Source organism: Paenibacillus sp. FSL K6-1558 (genome assembly GCF_038002565.1).
GTDB lineage: Bacteria > Bacillota > Bacilli > Paenibacillales > Paenibacillaceae > Paenibacillus > Paenibacillus polysaccharolyticus.
Window position 1 is genome coordinate 1,936,954 of record NZ_JBBOCV010000001.1, and the last position, 13,522, is coordinate 1,950,475.

At 45.4% G+C, this 13,522-nt stretch carries 11 protein-coding genes; 4 read left to right on the plus strand and 7 right to left on the minus strand.

Annotated elements, in window-relative coordinates:
• The first annotated feature begins 30 nt into the window (after positions 1-30).
• Positions 31-1,647 carry a stalk domain-containing protein gene (locus MHI38_RS08290; RefSeq protein ID WP_341181148.1) on the plus strand — a complete coding sequence of 539 codons (1,617 nt, stop codon included), beginning with the start codon at positions 31-33 and terminating at the stop codon, positions 1,645-1,647.
• Between the two features lie 92 nt (positions 1,648-1,739).
• Here the strand turns inward: MHI38_RS08290 and sigK are convergent, their stop codons facing one another.
• From sigK to MHI38_RS08305, 3 genes are all read right to left on the minus strand, one after another.
• Positions 1,740-2,438 carry an RNA polymerase sporulation sigma factor SigK gene (gene sigK, locus MHI38_RS08295; protein WP_090915017.1) on the minus strand — a complete coding sequence of 233 codons (699 nt, stop codon included), beginning with the start codon at positions 2,436-2,438 and terminating at the stop codon, positions 1,740-1,742.
• 126 nt (positions 2,439-2,564) lie between these two features.
• Complete coding sequence (locus MHI38_RS08300) at positions 2,565-2,762, minus strand: hypothetical protein (protein ID WP_341181149.1); 198 nt, start codon at positions 2,760-2,762, stop codon at positions 2,565-2,567.
• Positions 2,763-2,983: 221 nt separating this feature from the next.
• Positions 2,984-3,691, minus strand: coding sequence for an alpha/beta hydrolase (locus MHI38_RS08305; protein WP_373323258.1), 708 nt, complete (start codon positions 3,689-3,691; stop codon positions 2,984-2,986).
• 690 nt (positions 3,692-4,381) lie between these two features.
• Here MHI38_RS08305 and MHI38_RS08310 point away from each other — a divergent pair.
• Positions 4,382-6,793: a galactose-binding domain-containing protein gene (locus MHI38_RS08310; protein WP_341181150.1), complete on the plus strand. Its 2,412-nt coding sequence runs from the start codon at positions 4,382-4,384 to the stop codon at positions 6,791-6,793.
• An 84-nt stretch (positions 6,794-6,877) separates the two neighbouring features.
• On the opposite strand, the gene MHI38_RS08315 is transcribed toward MHI38_RS08310, so the two are convergent.
• Both MHI38_RS08315 and MHI38_RS08320 read right to left on the minus strand, forming a co-directional pair.
• Positions 6,878-8,161 carry an MFS transporter gene (locus MHI38_RS08315; protein ID WP_261769229.1) on the minus strand — a complete coding sequence of 428 codons (1,284 nt, stop codon included), beginning with the start codon at positions 8,159-8,161 and terminating at the stop codon, positions 6,878-6,880.
• A gap of 66 nt (positions 8,162-8,227) precedes the next feature.
• Positions 8,228-9,175: an ADP-ribosylglycohydrolase family protein gene (locus MHI38_RS08320; protein ID WP_253492367.1), complete on the minus strand. Its 948-nt coding sequence runs from the start codon at positions 9,173-9,175 to the stop codon at positions 8,228-8,230.
• A gap of 518 nt (positions 9,176-9,693) precedes the next feature.
• On the opposite strand from MHI38_RS08320, the gene MHI38_RS08325 reads away from it, so the two are divergent.
• Both MHI38_RS08325 and MHI38_RS08330 read left to right on the plus strand, forming a co-directional pair.
• Positions 9,694-10,362 carry an HAD family hydrolase gene (locus MHI38_RS08325; RefSeq protein ID WP_221789837.1) on the plus strand — a complete coding sequence of 223 codons (669 nt, stop codon included), beginning with the start codon at positions 9,694-9,696 and terminating at the stop codon, positions 10,360-10,362.
• Positions 10,363-10,408: 46 nt separating this feature from the next.
• On the plus strand, positions 10,409-11,581 hold the full coding sequence (locus MHI38_RS08330) for a mannitol-1-phosphate 5-dehydrogenase (RefSeq protein ID WP_336120712.1): 1,173 nt from the start codon (positions 10,409-10,411) through the stop codon (positions 11,579-11,581).
• A gap of 161 nt (positions 11,582-11,742) precedes the next feature.
• Here MHI38_RS08330 and MHI38_RS08335 read toward each other — a convergent pair whose 3' ends face one another.
• Together MHI38_RS08335 and MHI38_RS08340 are read right to left on the minus strand one after the other, a co-directional pair.
• A complete protein-coding gene (locus MHI38_RS08335) occupies positions 11,743-12,636 on the minus strand; it encodes a hypothetical protein (RefSeq protein ID WP_253492362.1) in 894 nt (297 codons plus the stop codon).
• Positions 12,637-12,862: 226 nt separating this feature from the next.
• The gene (locus tag MHI38_RS08340; protein ID WP_308722849.1) at positions 12,863-13,519 is read right to left on the minus strand and encodes a YkyA family protein; all 657 of its coding nucleotides are present in this window, start codon (positions 13,517-13,519) and stop codon (positions 12,863-12,865) included.
• Positions 13,520-13,522: the final 3 nt, after the last annotated feature.

A 13,522-nucleotide genomic window follows, 5' to 3' on the forward strand; every position in this document is an offset into this window, starting at 1 on the left:
CAAAATAAAAATACAGCACAAGGAGTTCTTATGACCTTACTACACAAAACATTTCTCTCGCTCAGTGCTATAATCATTATCTTTAGCTCGAGTATCGGTTCAGCTGCCAATGCTGCCCCATTATATAATGATAAAGGGAATATGATTGCAACCGTCTCAAGAATTGCTGGTAACGGGATGTATGGAGAACAGGAAGGGCCAGCCTTAAATTCTTCCTTCAGACAACCGACAGGATTAGCTATTGGGGAAAAGAATCAGCTTTTCGTTTCAGACACGGGGAACCACAGAATCTTTAAACTCAGCAATGGTAATACCAATACTTACGCAGGCCCTTCATCCTCTTTACTCGTTGATACGGGAGGCCAGCCTATTGGAACCCTTCTTAACGGGAATAAATTAAACGCCATGTTCCAATCTCCTGCTGCTCTAGCTTACAGCACAGACAAGAGCTTGTATGTTGCAGATACCGCAAACAATGCAATCCGGAAAATATCCTTCACGGGTGAAGTGACTACAGTTGCAGGAAATGGCCGAATTGGTGCTACAGACGGAAAGGGAAAAGAGGCTCTATTTAATCATCCTCAGGGAATTGCAGTTACGAAAGAGGGATTAATCTACGTTTCTGATACCTTGAACCATACTATCCGCAAAATTATGCCAGACGGCACCACTACTACGTTAACCGCAGCATCAAAACGTGTTGTCGAGATTCACCCTGGGTTTGTATCACCGGCTGGTGATTACAAAAATGGTTCGATCCAACAAGCTTTATTTAACGAACCCACCGGCCTTGCTTTAGATGAAAAGGGAAATTTATATGTCAGTGACTCTGGTAACCAGCTCATTCGTTATATTGATTTTTCGACTAATAATGTCACAACTGTAGCTGGTCAGTTACATGTAAAAGATAATTCAATCTATGATAAACATGAATTATATGCTTCTGGAGGTTACACGGATGGGTCATCACAAATGGCCGCCTTTCACACGCCCAGAGGAATTGTCTTAGACAAAACAGGAGGCCTTCTTGTTGCTGATTCTCTAAATAATGTAATAAGGTATATCAAAAATGGAAATGTGACTACAGTATCGGGCAGTCAGACAGGTGAATCGGGTGACCAAGATGGTCCCGAGCGAGTAGCACTCTTTAATTCCCCACAAGATGTAGCCATTACATCTGAGGGAATCATCTACGTTGCAGATACAGGCAATAATATCATTAAAAAGATTTCACCCTATACACTACCCACAAATATGAATAAAACCTCTGGAATTAACATTGTTTTAGAGGATAAGCAGATCAAGTTTGATACTTCCCCTGAGATAAAATCAGGACGAATTATGGTTCCTCTCCGTCAAATAGCCGAGGCTCTGCGCTTTAATACAACCATCTCTTCGGACGGTAAATCTATACATTTAGAAAAGGGAAACCGTTCTATACAACTTTTCCTTAATTCGAAGAAAGTCCTAACAAGTGAGACAAGCAATACATTACAAAATAAAGAACTTGATGCAGCACCCTATATGAAGAATAGTAGGACATACGTTTCTCTTCGGTTTGTAGCAGAAGAACTCGGAATAGACGTCCAGTGGGTTCCAACTGCTGGAGCTGCCATACTTCGAAACAACATCACTAATGAATACTAAATGACATAAGACTCCAAAGAGATCAAAAGTAAGCTTTTCTTGATCCCTTAGGAGTCTGTTTTTTTATCTCTATTTCAGTTTGTTTTTTTTCATTATTTTTGCTTATAAAATTCATGATACAGTTTCATCAACGCCCGCTTCTCAATTCGCGAAACATAACTGCGTGAAATGCCAAGCTCCTTGGCAATCTCGCGCTGCGTGCGCTCTTCTCCCCCAGCTTCCAGGCCAAAGCGGCCAATGACCACTTCTTTCTCCCGATCATCCAAAATGTCGAGATTGCGATAAATTTTGCTTTTTTCAATTTTAAGCTGCACACGATCTACCACATCATCGGCTTCGGTGCCGAGGATATCAATAAGTGTAATTTCATTTCCTTCTTTATCCGTACCAATGGGGTCATGCAGGGATACGTCTTTACGTGTTTTCTTCAGAGATCTTAAGTGCATTAAGATTTCGTTTTCAATACATCTCGCTGCAAATGTCGCCAGCTTTGTGCCTTTGCCTTGCTGAAAGCTTTCGATCGCTTTGATCAATCCAATCGTTCCAATGGAAATCAGGTCTTCCTGATCTTCTCCGGTATTGTCAAACTTCTTGACGATATGCGCCACAAGACGCAGATTGTGTTCAATGAGCAGATTGCGCGAGTGGGCATTGCCTTCAGCCATGAGGCGCAGGTGCTTGGCTTCGTCATCCTCAGCGAGCGGCTGAGGAAACGCATTGTTTTTGACATATGAAACGAGTAACGTTAATTCTTTGATGAACAGAGCTATTGCGGTAAACAATCCGGGCACAGATGACACCTCCTGCAGTTTTACAACGATCTGGCCTGAGCACATAAGGGAACAGGGTCAATCTATTGTATGTGGGCAGAGGCCTAGAAGTGCACGTACCAATAAATCCGCATCAAAATAAACACGTTACACACTCACCGTAACAATTGAACCCACTCTCTCCAGCAACAAAAACTCTTTCTCCACACTTTCAATAAAGTATGTTCTCTCCCCAAACAAAATCACATCATGCTGTACCAGCGGAACTTCGCTTTTAAAATAGATAACGTTATCCGTTTCCCGAAATGCCCCTTTATAATAAAACATCGTCAACCAGTCCCTCACTTTCACGAAAATACCTATGTACGCCTCATCTTATACTATACTATTTACCCTTCTGATTTGAATCTGCTTCACCGAGAAAAATACATAAAGCCTCAGGCGCTGTATAATACAAGCCTGAGGCTGATGCTCATCCCAATACTCCCTCTTAAACGCTACCCTCTTCTTAGAGAATAGTGTGGATGGAACGTTCAGATGATTACTTTTGGATGGAAGCTGGTGTACTATTTAAAAATGCGTTGCGAGAACTGATACAGGCCACTATTCCAAACTTTTGGCTCATGTCCACCCACATCCTGATACCAAATGTGTGGAACGTTCATACTGCTGAGACCATTTTTAAAGTTCTGGCTCACCCACAACAGGCCATCACTTCCTCCACAGGAAATCCAGAGCAATTTCAATTTACTGGCCGCCTGTCCGGGATTCGTGATCAACTGGTTCACAGGCTTCGTATTCGGAGCTGCCGAGAAGGCACCTACATAAGCGAACGTATCCAGATTCTTCAATCCAAAGTTGAGAGATTGTCCGCCACCCATGGACAGGCCAGCAAGTGCACGATTGTTTTTATCCTTATACACGGGATAAGTTCTCTCAATATGCGGGATGAGATCCTTGAGCAGATCTTGCTCGAACCGTTCAAAGGCGGCAACTTTATCCGGTGCGTAAATATCACCTACCGGGCGATCATCCTTCATCGCACGGCCATTCGGCATAACCACGATCATCTGCGACAGTTTTCCTTCCGAATACAGGTTGTCCAGAATGTTCTTCGGTTTCATCGCGTTAGCCCACTCGTGCTCATCCCCGCCAATCCCATGCAGCAGGTACAGCACGCTATACTTTTTATTAGGTGAATATCCAGGCGGCGTGTACACCATCGCTTTCCGTGCATTGCCAACTGTCGTAGAATAGTAGGTAATGAGGTTCATATTCCCATGCGGAATGTTATTCCGATAGCCATCATACCCCGCTGGTGCCGGTACAACCGGCGTAGAATTTAGAGTATTGTTAACCTCATTGGTGGAAGCATTGGTGGATTCATATGCAGTGTTCTGAGCAGAAATTTCGCTAGATTCCGTGGCAGACGCCATCGTTGGAGCAAGCATAGCAACAACCATAGAAAGACTTAAAAGGATAGAAACACGTTTCTTCATTCACTTTTCTCCTCTCAATTGGGTTAATCACAAGCAACACTTCTGTAATGAAAGCCCTTACAAATAAATCCACCACCTCCCTTCCGTCACACGCACTGAGGATAGAATACGTTGAAATTTGTAGATTTGACTTGAATTCTCTCTCAAAATTACTTATATAGTATATTTAAACTTATTTATCCAATTTTTGCAACTATATTCGACACATTGTATCTACACGTAATCTTTCTTAACATCAAGCAAAGAATTCACGCTTCTCTTTTCTAACAAAACTACACTATAAAAAATGTAAAATACTGTTGTTAAATTGAATATTTTACCTTATTATAGTCTCAAACAAGGAGGTGTCTATACCAAATTACAATATTTTCTCGTTTTTTCCTGTCTACAGGCATTTAATTCACCAAGTCAGGCGGCATGATTGATTGTTCTGCAAACCAACTATTTCTTGGGAGGGAAATGATTGTGAACAAACTTCGCTCATCTATTCAAAAGACATGGGCCTCATTTTTGGTTTTCACGTTATTGCTGCCTTTACTTGTCGGTCTTTGGCCTACCAATGCCTACTCTGCTTCTAACAACGAGGGAAAACTATACATAACAGCCGACAATGAATTCTCGCTTTTTGTTAACGGTAAACAAGCAGGTAAAGGGGATGACTGGACCAAAGCCTATACGTTCCCTGTCCCCATTCAACCTGGCACCAATGTTATTGCGGTCCAAGCCAAGGACTGGGGTTCGTATGCCGGACTGCTGGCAGATCTCAGTTATGAAGATGAAAATCTGGTTACTGACTTCAACTGGAAAGTATCTGAACGATACGTTGAGGGTTGGGAACAACCAAGATTCGATGATACATCCTGGGCGCGCGCTTCAGATTTTGGACGTTATGGCAGTGATCCATGGAAACAAATCCAAGGCATGCCGGAAGAGACAAGTGCACGTTGGATCTGGGCAGGCAAAACAAATGTGGATGCCCCGATTGCGGAAGCTTATTTCCGCATTACGTTTACCATTTCGGAAGACGGCCTGGGGGTCAGTAATCCGATTACATCCTCCGGCCAGTTTGAGCAGGTGGATTATCAATTAAAACCGACACAACCTATGCCATCTTCCATCGTGCAAAAACTACCCGTCGTTAATTCCGTCTTCGAAACGGTGGAAGATAAAGGTTCAATCGAACTGAATTCCCGAGAAGCCGCTCAGATTGGAAACCTGCTTTCCCCTGGTCAGATTTTTCTGGATGAGTCTTCCGCCAGGGCAATAAAAGTTGCTAGCACCAGCAAAAGTAAAGATGGATTACTGGTGGATTACACCACACCTGGAGTAGATGAACTGTTTGATTACTATGATATTCCTGAGCAGGAAGTTTCTTTGGAAGAGCGAAATATCGTCATGCCTGATCTGAACATGGTGCTGGAAAGCAATGAACGGCTTGGCGCTTTGTCTGTATCCGATGAGCAGATCAATGCGGATCAAGAAATAAAACATTTCAACATCGACAACACGCTCCAGCAAGACGCTAATCTCTCAAATTCAGAAAAACCTGCCGAGGAAGCCTTCACAACTATAGATCCTATGGGTCTAAGTAACGAAACCTTGATTCAACAGGGTGACGAAACTACGATCCATCAGAGTGAAGATGCTTCCGTTGATTTGAATCAAACAAATTCCGCAGACATCACTGATGCAAATGCCATAGATATGAATGAGCTTATTCGCACCGCTGGAGCAGGTGATTTTGCCACTTGTAAAAAATCCGGAAATGAGTTTGTCTGTGATTTCAAAAAAGTACTTGTAAATCAACAAAATGCAAACGGCAACAAAGTTTACGTTGAAGCGGGCGGCAAACTTACATTGATCGCACCCAAGGTAACGGGAAAATACGGTTTCTGGGGAAAATACGATCTGAAATTCACAGCAGGTGAGAAAGCGAACGTCTACATTAAAGGCGACGCCAAATTCAAAAAAGAAGTTAAAGTGCCGATTATGGGCTTCAATATCGGTGCAGGCAGCCTGGGCTCCGTATCCGTTGGGGTATTCCTTGTCATCGGTATTGATGGCAATGTCACATTTGAATTCCAAGTGGATCAGGGGTATACCGTCACTCTAGGCGTAAAAGGTAAAACACGGGCTTATATCCCTGTACAAATCAAGCCTTACAGCAATGTGAGCCGTTATCTTACCGTCACACATAAAATTGAAGGACAAGTTACGGCTTGGGCAGGAGCCAAAGCTGAAGTGAGTTTGAAAATTGCAGGCAAGAAAATATTAGAGGTCAGTGTGTTCGCAGGCATTGAGGCCACAGGAAAGTGGACAAGTAGCAACAGTGTTCCAAGCACCATGTCCCTTAGCATCGATGCGCTCGTGAAGGGGGAAGGAGCTGTATTTAATAAATCCTTCAAACTCTTTGAGCTACGCTGGAATCTCGTAAGACTGGTGAAAAATCCTATCAATCCGGGAACCGGGCAGAACCTGGCGAGAAATGCCACCATAACCGCATCCTCCACCTATCCGGGGTACTCAACAGCCCGAATCAATGACGGCGACCGTAACACGGCACTTGGGGAAAGTTATAGCTGGGCAAATAATCGTAATTCCTCATTACCGCAATATGTCACTCTTGATCTGCCTGCATCCAGTTCCATTCAGCGGATCGATCTATATACAACCAAGGGTTATGTCCTTGCCAACTACGACCTGCAATACTGGAATGGTTCAAACTGGGTAAACCTGGTTCAAGTCACAGGCAACCAGGAGACGACACGATCACATACATTTGCAGCAGTTAACACCTCCAAGGTCCGTGTCGTCGCTAACAGGGGACCTTCACATCAGTCAACCTATGTTCGAATTAACGAGCTTGAAATCTATTAAAATACAACAGAAAAAACCTCAGTTTTCTTGTTTATAACAAGAGGCTGAGGTTTTCTTCATTATCATTAGTCTATAATTTGTAATTTAATGCAACGATACGGGATGAACGCCATCTGCACCTTCCGGTGAAGTTTCCTTATCCTGCTTAAACAAGCTGAGTAACAATCCAAGCAAGCCAAGTGCTGCAATTACTGCGGCGTAGATCGGCACTGAGATCAGTCCTGTATGTGTAATGGCGAATCCGCCGAGATAAGCCCCCGCCGCATTCCCCAGATTAAATGCAGAGTGGCTGGATGTCGTCGCCAGCAGCGGAGCTTCACGCGTCATATTCATAATGCGAAGCTGAAGCCCCGGCATAATGCCAAAGGCTGCGACACCCCAGAAGAAGATCGTGATTACCGCCAACACCGGATTGTGTAGTGTCAGCGTTAATGCAGCGAGTAGTACAGCAAGAATACCGAAGTTCACAATCAGTGAAGGCATAAGCTTCCAGTCCGCCAGACGACCACCAACCATATTCCCGAGCGTAACACCGAAGCCAAACAGCACCAGAATCCAGGTTACACTTTGCTCTGCAAAACCACTAATATCAACCAGCATCGGCGTAATGTAAGTGAAAACTGCAAACAGACTTCCGCAGCCCATTGCTCCGATTAGAAGCACAAGCAATACCTGTGGGCGGATCAGGTTACGGAACTGCTGTCCCAGGTTAGCTGGTGTACCTTGCGGAATAACCGGGATAAAACGAATAATACCAAGCAGTGAAACAATGCCCAGAATGGTAATCGCCCCAAAAGAGGAACGCCAGCCAAGCTGTTGACCGATAAATGTACCAAACGGAACACCGATAATATTGGCGATGGTCAGTCCCGCAAGCACTACCGACACCGCACCAGCTCTCCGATCTGGTGTTACAAGCTTGGTAGCCATGATTGAACCTACGCCAAGGAACGTGCCGTGAGCAAATGCCGTCAGGATACGTGCCGAGATGAGCAGCCCATACGTAGGCGCAATGACAGACAAGGCGTTACCTATTATGAAAATGCACATCAGCAGCACCAATAGTTTTTTCTGCGGAATCTTGTGCGTGAAAACGGTTAGAATGGGAGCGCCTACGGCTACGCCGAGTGCATATCCCGTAATTAGTTGTCCCGCCTGTGGAATGCTAACGTTCAAATCCGTTGCCACATTAGGCAGCAAACCCATAATGATAAATTCAGTCATGCCAATGGCGAATGCCCCAATCGTCAAGCACAGCAGCGACAAAGGAAACGGTTTTCTTTTACCGGATGTTGTGGTCTGTGATGTACTCGTGGATTCCTCCCGTTCACCCGCAACAGGTTCTAATGATTGTTCTGTCTTACTCATGATGTTTTCTCTTCTCCTGTCCTTCATATATCTATTGTTTTACGCTAAGCTCTTTCTCTCCATGTTCTATGATTTTCTCTGCGCGGCATTGCCCGATGCTTTTAACCATAAAGCCTCATTTAATTGAGCAAACGTATCTCTCATTGCCAGCTTGTCCTGCCAATGGGATGGAATCCCGCTTCGCCCGTAATACGCACCCGCAATCTGTCCATAGACAGCGCCGGTTGTATCTGCATCATCTCCCAGATTAACGGCAAGCAACACCCCATCCGAAAAACTGGATGACTTGTTGAACGCCCAAAGCGCTGCTTCCAGAGAACGAACCACATACCCACTGCCTTGGATTTCGGGCGGTTCTTTACGCTCGTATGACCCCATAACCACTTCTTCGATGGCAGGCGAAAAAGAACTCCCTTTCTCCGTCCGCCAGCGCTTCATCGTCTCTGGAGATAACATTGCGGCCTTGTCTGCTCCATGGAATCCCGCCACAAGAATGGCTGCCAGCACTTCGCAGGCCTCTACACTTTCCGTCGCTGCATGTGTTGTCCGCGAACTCAGCCCTGCGTAACGAACCGCCTCCGACGGTTGAAGCGCATAAGCCATGGCAACTGGAGCAAGCCTCATGATGGAGCCATTCCCGGCAGTCATGGGGTCAGTTGATCCACTATAGGCTTCACCGGTTCGAGCAAATCGTTCCAGCGCGCTTCGCGTAGCTCCACCAATATCAAAACAATCTCCGGTACTGCTCATATAACCGATCTTATACCAATTCGTATAGCGGCGCATCTGATCAGCGGGATCGAAATTTTCCTGACGCACCAGACTTTCCGCCAGACACAGAGCCATAGAGGTATCGTCCGTCCATTCTCCAGCTTTTAATCCAAACACTCCGCCGCCTATCATATCTGTGACAGGTTCAAAAGTACCCGGACTACTGAATTCAACAGTTGTTCCTAGCGCATCTCCTACTGCGAGCCCGATCAAACCGCCCTCAAAACGATCTCTTTGCAGCATGTTCTCTTCCTCCTTCACATCACTTATCCAACAGGCAACTTGTGGCCTTATTGTCCCACATGCGCTGATCTGGCGTAAAGCAAATTAAACTAAAGTTGCCGATTCATTTCTTCTATTATAAACGTGTCGAAAGCTGTTGAATGGCCCAATACGATTCATTTTCAACAATTTTTTTTATTTTTTTCGTGTTGAAAAAACCGTTCATCCATTACACCGCTTACATGCAAAGGGCTTAACGGTTTGCAAGGTTTCACATTTTCTGAAAGTAAGTCACACATGTGAAAATTTTCAATGTAAACATTCATGACACACTTGACCCTATTCTTTGTCCTGTGGTACGGTTTTATTAGATTCAACGCATATTTTTTCCCAAATTAATATCCCTATCCCGCTTTTTGCGTTAACTAACATTCCGCGAGTTAATGAATGTACGGGAATTAATTTGCAGAGAATTCACGAAAGTTAGTGTTTCATTTTCCAACCCAAAAACAAATTCTGAAAACAGGAGGAACAAATTGATGATTAAGGCACTGATTTTTGACTTCGACGGAACGATTATTGACACAGAGACAGCTTGGTATATCGCATTTCGGGATGCGTACAAAGAACATGGTGTTGATCTAACACTGGAGATGTATTCCAAGTGCATTGGTACCAGTCTCAAAACCTTCAATCCGTATGAGTACCTCATCACAGATTTGAACCTTCCGATTGATCGGGATGCGTTCAGGGAATCGGTCCAATTGCAGCATGCTGCATTGATGAACAAAGAAAAGGTTCGCCCAGGTATACAGGAATATTTGGAACAAGCAAGCAAAGCCGGTATAAAGCTCGCTGTAGCTTCCAGCTCCAAACGTGAATGGGTAGAGCAACACCTGGAGCAACTGAAATTAAAAGACTATTTCGAAGTGATCCGCACGGCAGATGATGTTGCCAATGTAAAGCCTGATCCGGAACTGTACAATCAAGCACTCGAAGCCCTTGGAGTAACTGCAGACGAGGCCGTAGCCATTGAGGATTCACCTAACGGCGCGCGTGCAGCATCTTCTGCTGGTATGCATTGCGTTGTCATCTCGAATACCATCACCGGAACGTTGGCATTCGATATGCCTCACCAGCGACTATCCTGCCTGACCGACCTGCCATTTAACGATTTGATCTCGAAGCCACTCGTCACCACCGCCTAAGGTCTGCACGAATTTCGTCATCCAATCTTAAAGGGGGAGTTCACACATGAAAGCTGTACATTTTGGTGCGGGCAATATAGGCCGTGGGTTTATTGGTCATATGTTGTCCGCTTCCGACTATGACGTCTGCTTTGTCGCACGTAACCCAAAGAAAATATCATTGCTTCAGAAGAGGCAAGAGTATCCGATCACCCTTGCCAATAACGAACAGGACACAACCATTGTGAATAACGTAACCGCGATTAACGTAAACGAGCAACATCGTGTCGCGGAAGAGATTGCATCCGCTGATCTCATTACGACAGCGGTAGGTGTATCTGCCCTCGGGGATATCGCCGAACCGATTGCAAAAGGCATCTATCTGCGCATGAAAGCTAATAATTACAATCCTCTGCACATTATCGCTTGTGAAAATGCGATCGGCGGTAGCACCCGGCTGAAAAAGCGTATCTATCCTTTTCTGGATGAGCCCACCCGGGCCAAAGCCGAACGTTATATTTCATTCCCCAATGCAGCTGTGGACCGGATTGTTCCGGCTCAGAACCACGAAGACCCGCTGCAGGTCACGGTTGAACCTTTTTATGAATGGGTTGTTCACCGCCCGGCCCTGCTGGATGGGTTTAAAGAAATCGAAGGCGTTCACTATGTTGATTCACTGGAACCTTATATTGAGCGCAAAATGTTTACGGTCAACACGGGTCATTGTGTCGCCGCATACTTCGGTTATCTCGCAGGCTTGAAGACCATCCGGCAGGTCATGAGCAATACGGCCCTTCGCGCCAAGGTGCGTCATGTCATGGAAGAGACGGGAGCCATGCTGATCCGTAAACACGGTTTCAACGCGGAAACACACCAAAAATATATCGATACTATATTGGGACGGTTCGCTAACCCCAATCTCACCGACCAAGTGACCCGGGTTGCACGTTCTCCACTTCGCAAGCTTTCACCTCATGATCGGCTTGTTCGCCCAGCGATGCAGGCCAGTGAATTCGGAATCGCTATTCCTCACTTAACCTCTGCGATGGCGGCCGCAATGCTGTTTGATGACAAACGCGATGAGGAAGCCATGAAGCTGCAACATTTTATTCATGAAGATGGACTCTCTCCTTTTATCCGCGAACGCATGGACATTCCCGAAGAACATGTCCTTCACCAGCACATTATCACCTGTTATGAAGAGCTTCAAGAGCATAAGGTACCGAAGGTACTTACCTGAACTTGAGTTCAGCCTGTGGATCGACCATCTCCGTTGACCAACAGCAACATCATGAACAAGGCAAACAGCCGGGAGGAACGTGTGCTTGCTCTTGTTCCTTCCGGCTCAACAAAACAGCGTATCCCCTCTTTTCAGGAGACACGCTGCCCACGGTTATCGCTTTATTCATTCATAATCGAGTTCACTGATGCATACACCATAGGCAGGAAACCTTCGGAAGGTTCACCAACCGGCGCATCAATGTGGAAAATGAATCCATTCCCGTCCAGTTCCTTGACGATGAAATATTGCGTTTTCTTCCCATTCTGAGACATCATAAACAGTCTTGCATCTTTCATCGGCCCATTACTAAGCTGTTCAGGAGTTAATTCTTTGACTTCCCCCACCTCGGACAACTCTTCCTTCGCGTCCATCTTCAAATAATCCAGATTAAAGTCCGAAGGCAACTTTTCGATCTCTACCTTGTATCTAGGATCAATCTTCATCGTTAACTCATGGTCTTTTGCATCAAAAGCCATCGGCTCAAAGATATATAGCGAATACCCTTTGGTCTGTGCCAGAGTTACTGGCCGCTTCTCCGTGATCCCTTCCACCGTCACTTCCAGTTCTGACGTTTTGGCGCGATCAGATGTAACGATATTTCCTGCCCCAGTACCCGTTTTATCGCCATCCTCAGATGCAATTTTGGTAATCCCGGTGAGTACCAGTTGTTTGGTTGATGCATCCACTGCTTTTTCTACATATTTGAAACGAACCGAATCCTCATCATCGATATCGTCCAGTAATTTCTGCATATCCTCCCCCACCTGGAAAGACATCGCTTTATCCTTTACACGAATCTCAACCGTGTGTGGGTCAGCCCAACCCGTCAGAATGCCCTCTGCTTCAATGACATCACTTTCCTCCGGCTTCTGTTCCGGCGCTGGTGACGTTTCCTTTGTATTGTTCACAGATGGTTGAAGTGCAGGTGCACTGCTCCCACAAGCCACGAGTGAGAATCCCATAAGTAGAACCACTAATGTAGTGCTGACCTTTACCCTATTCCTTTTTCGCATATGAACACCTCCGTTAGCTTAAACGCAATGCTGCTTGTCCATGTTGCTACATCCATTGAACCAACGATGCTTCACACGATCACTCCGGATAGCGGCGGGATCTTGCAATCGCTGTTTTGTGCAAAGACTGTTTGTTCCATTTATATAGCTTCGTATAATATTTACTTACACGGGAATCAGACAGCTCAATCACGCATAAACGGTATTCAAAGGCCAACTCTCCAGCCTAGCCCGCCTGATCAAGCTTAACCAATTGCGCATGCGCCGCGTTGAAAGCTTGCGTCTGCAAGTTGAATTGTTTACGTACTTCCGCAAGCTTGGCGTATTCTTCATTACGTGTGCGGATGGCACGTTTAATTTTAACAAGATTCGGCTTAGCACTTGCTCGCATAAGCCCGTACAGTTGTTCTTCAGCATTCAGGCTATGTTCATATGAAACTACAAATAGCTCATAGGTTTTGGCTCTTGCCTCATATTGATCCAGCACTTTACCTGCGTGAGCAAGCGTCTCTTCCTTCTCAATGGTAAGCTCCTTGAGAGAACCGCGTAGTGCTTCAATCTTCTCTCCTGTCTCCTGCATAACCTTCCCCGTCTGTTCAAGCAACGCTCGACGTTGCTGAATATCAGCCTCTGCTTGATCCAGCAGCGCTTCGATATTGCTGTTCTTTTTCTTTCCATTGCTCAAAATACTCTTGTATAGTTCCATATCCTCTGCTTCATACCGTGTCAAATCCTTCAGACTTTTGTCGATCTCCTGACCGCTCTGCACCAAACGATTCACCTGATTGGCCGCAGGCTCCTGCGGCTCTCCACACCCGCTAAGTAAAAGCATCAGCAATAGACTGCATGCTGCTAGCGTAATTTTTTTGCTCGTAATTAACATGTG

Excerpts from the sequence above, each read along its gene's own strand:
- MHI38_RS08305 (WP_373323258.1), bottom strand. The coding sequence starts at position 3,691 with ATGAACCTCATTACCTACTATTCTACGACAGTTGGCAATGCACGGAAA.
- MHI38_RS08290 (WP_341181148.1), top strand. The coding sequence starts at position 31 with ATGACCTTACTACACAAAACATTTCTCTCGCTCAGTGCTATAATCATT.
- MHI38_RS08320 (WP_253492367.1), bottom strand. The coding sequence starts at position 9,175 with ATGCTGCAAAGAGATCGTTTTGAGGGCGGTTTGATCGGGCTCGCAGTA.
- MHI38_RS08335 (WP_253492362.1), bottom strand. The coding sequence starts at position 12,636 with ATGCGAAAAAGGAATAGGGTAAAGGTCAGCACTACATTAGTGGTTCTA.
- MHI38_RS08315 (WP_261769229.1), bottom strand. The coding sequence starts at position 8,161 with ATGAGTAAGACAGAACAATCATTAGAACCTGTTGCGGGTGAACGGGAG.
- MHI38_RS08330 (WP_336120712.1), top strand. The coding sequence starts at position 10,409 with ATGAAAGCTGTACATTTTGGTGCGGGCAATATAGGCCGTGGGTTTATT.
- MHI38_RS08340 (WP_308722849.1), bottom strand. The coding sequence starts at position 13,519 with ATGTTAATTACGAGCAAAAAAATTACGCTAGCAGCATGCAGTCTATTG.
- MHI38_RS08325 (WP_221789837.1), top strand. The coding sequence starts at position 9,694 with ATGATTAAGGCACTGATTTTTGACTTCGACGGAACGATTATTGACACA.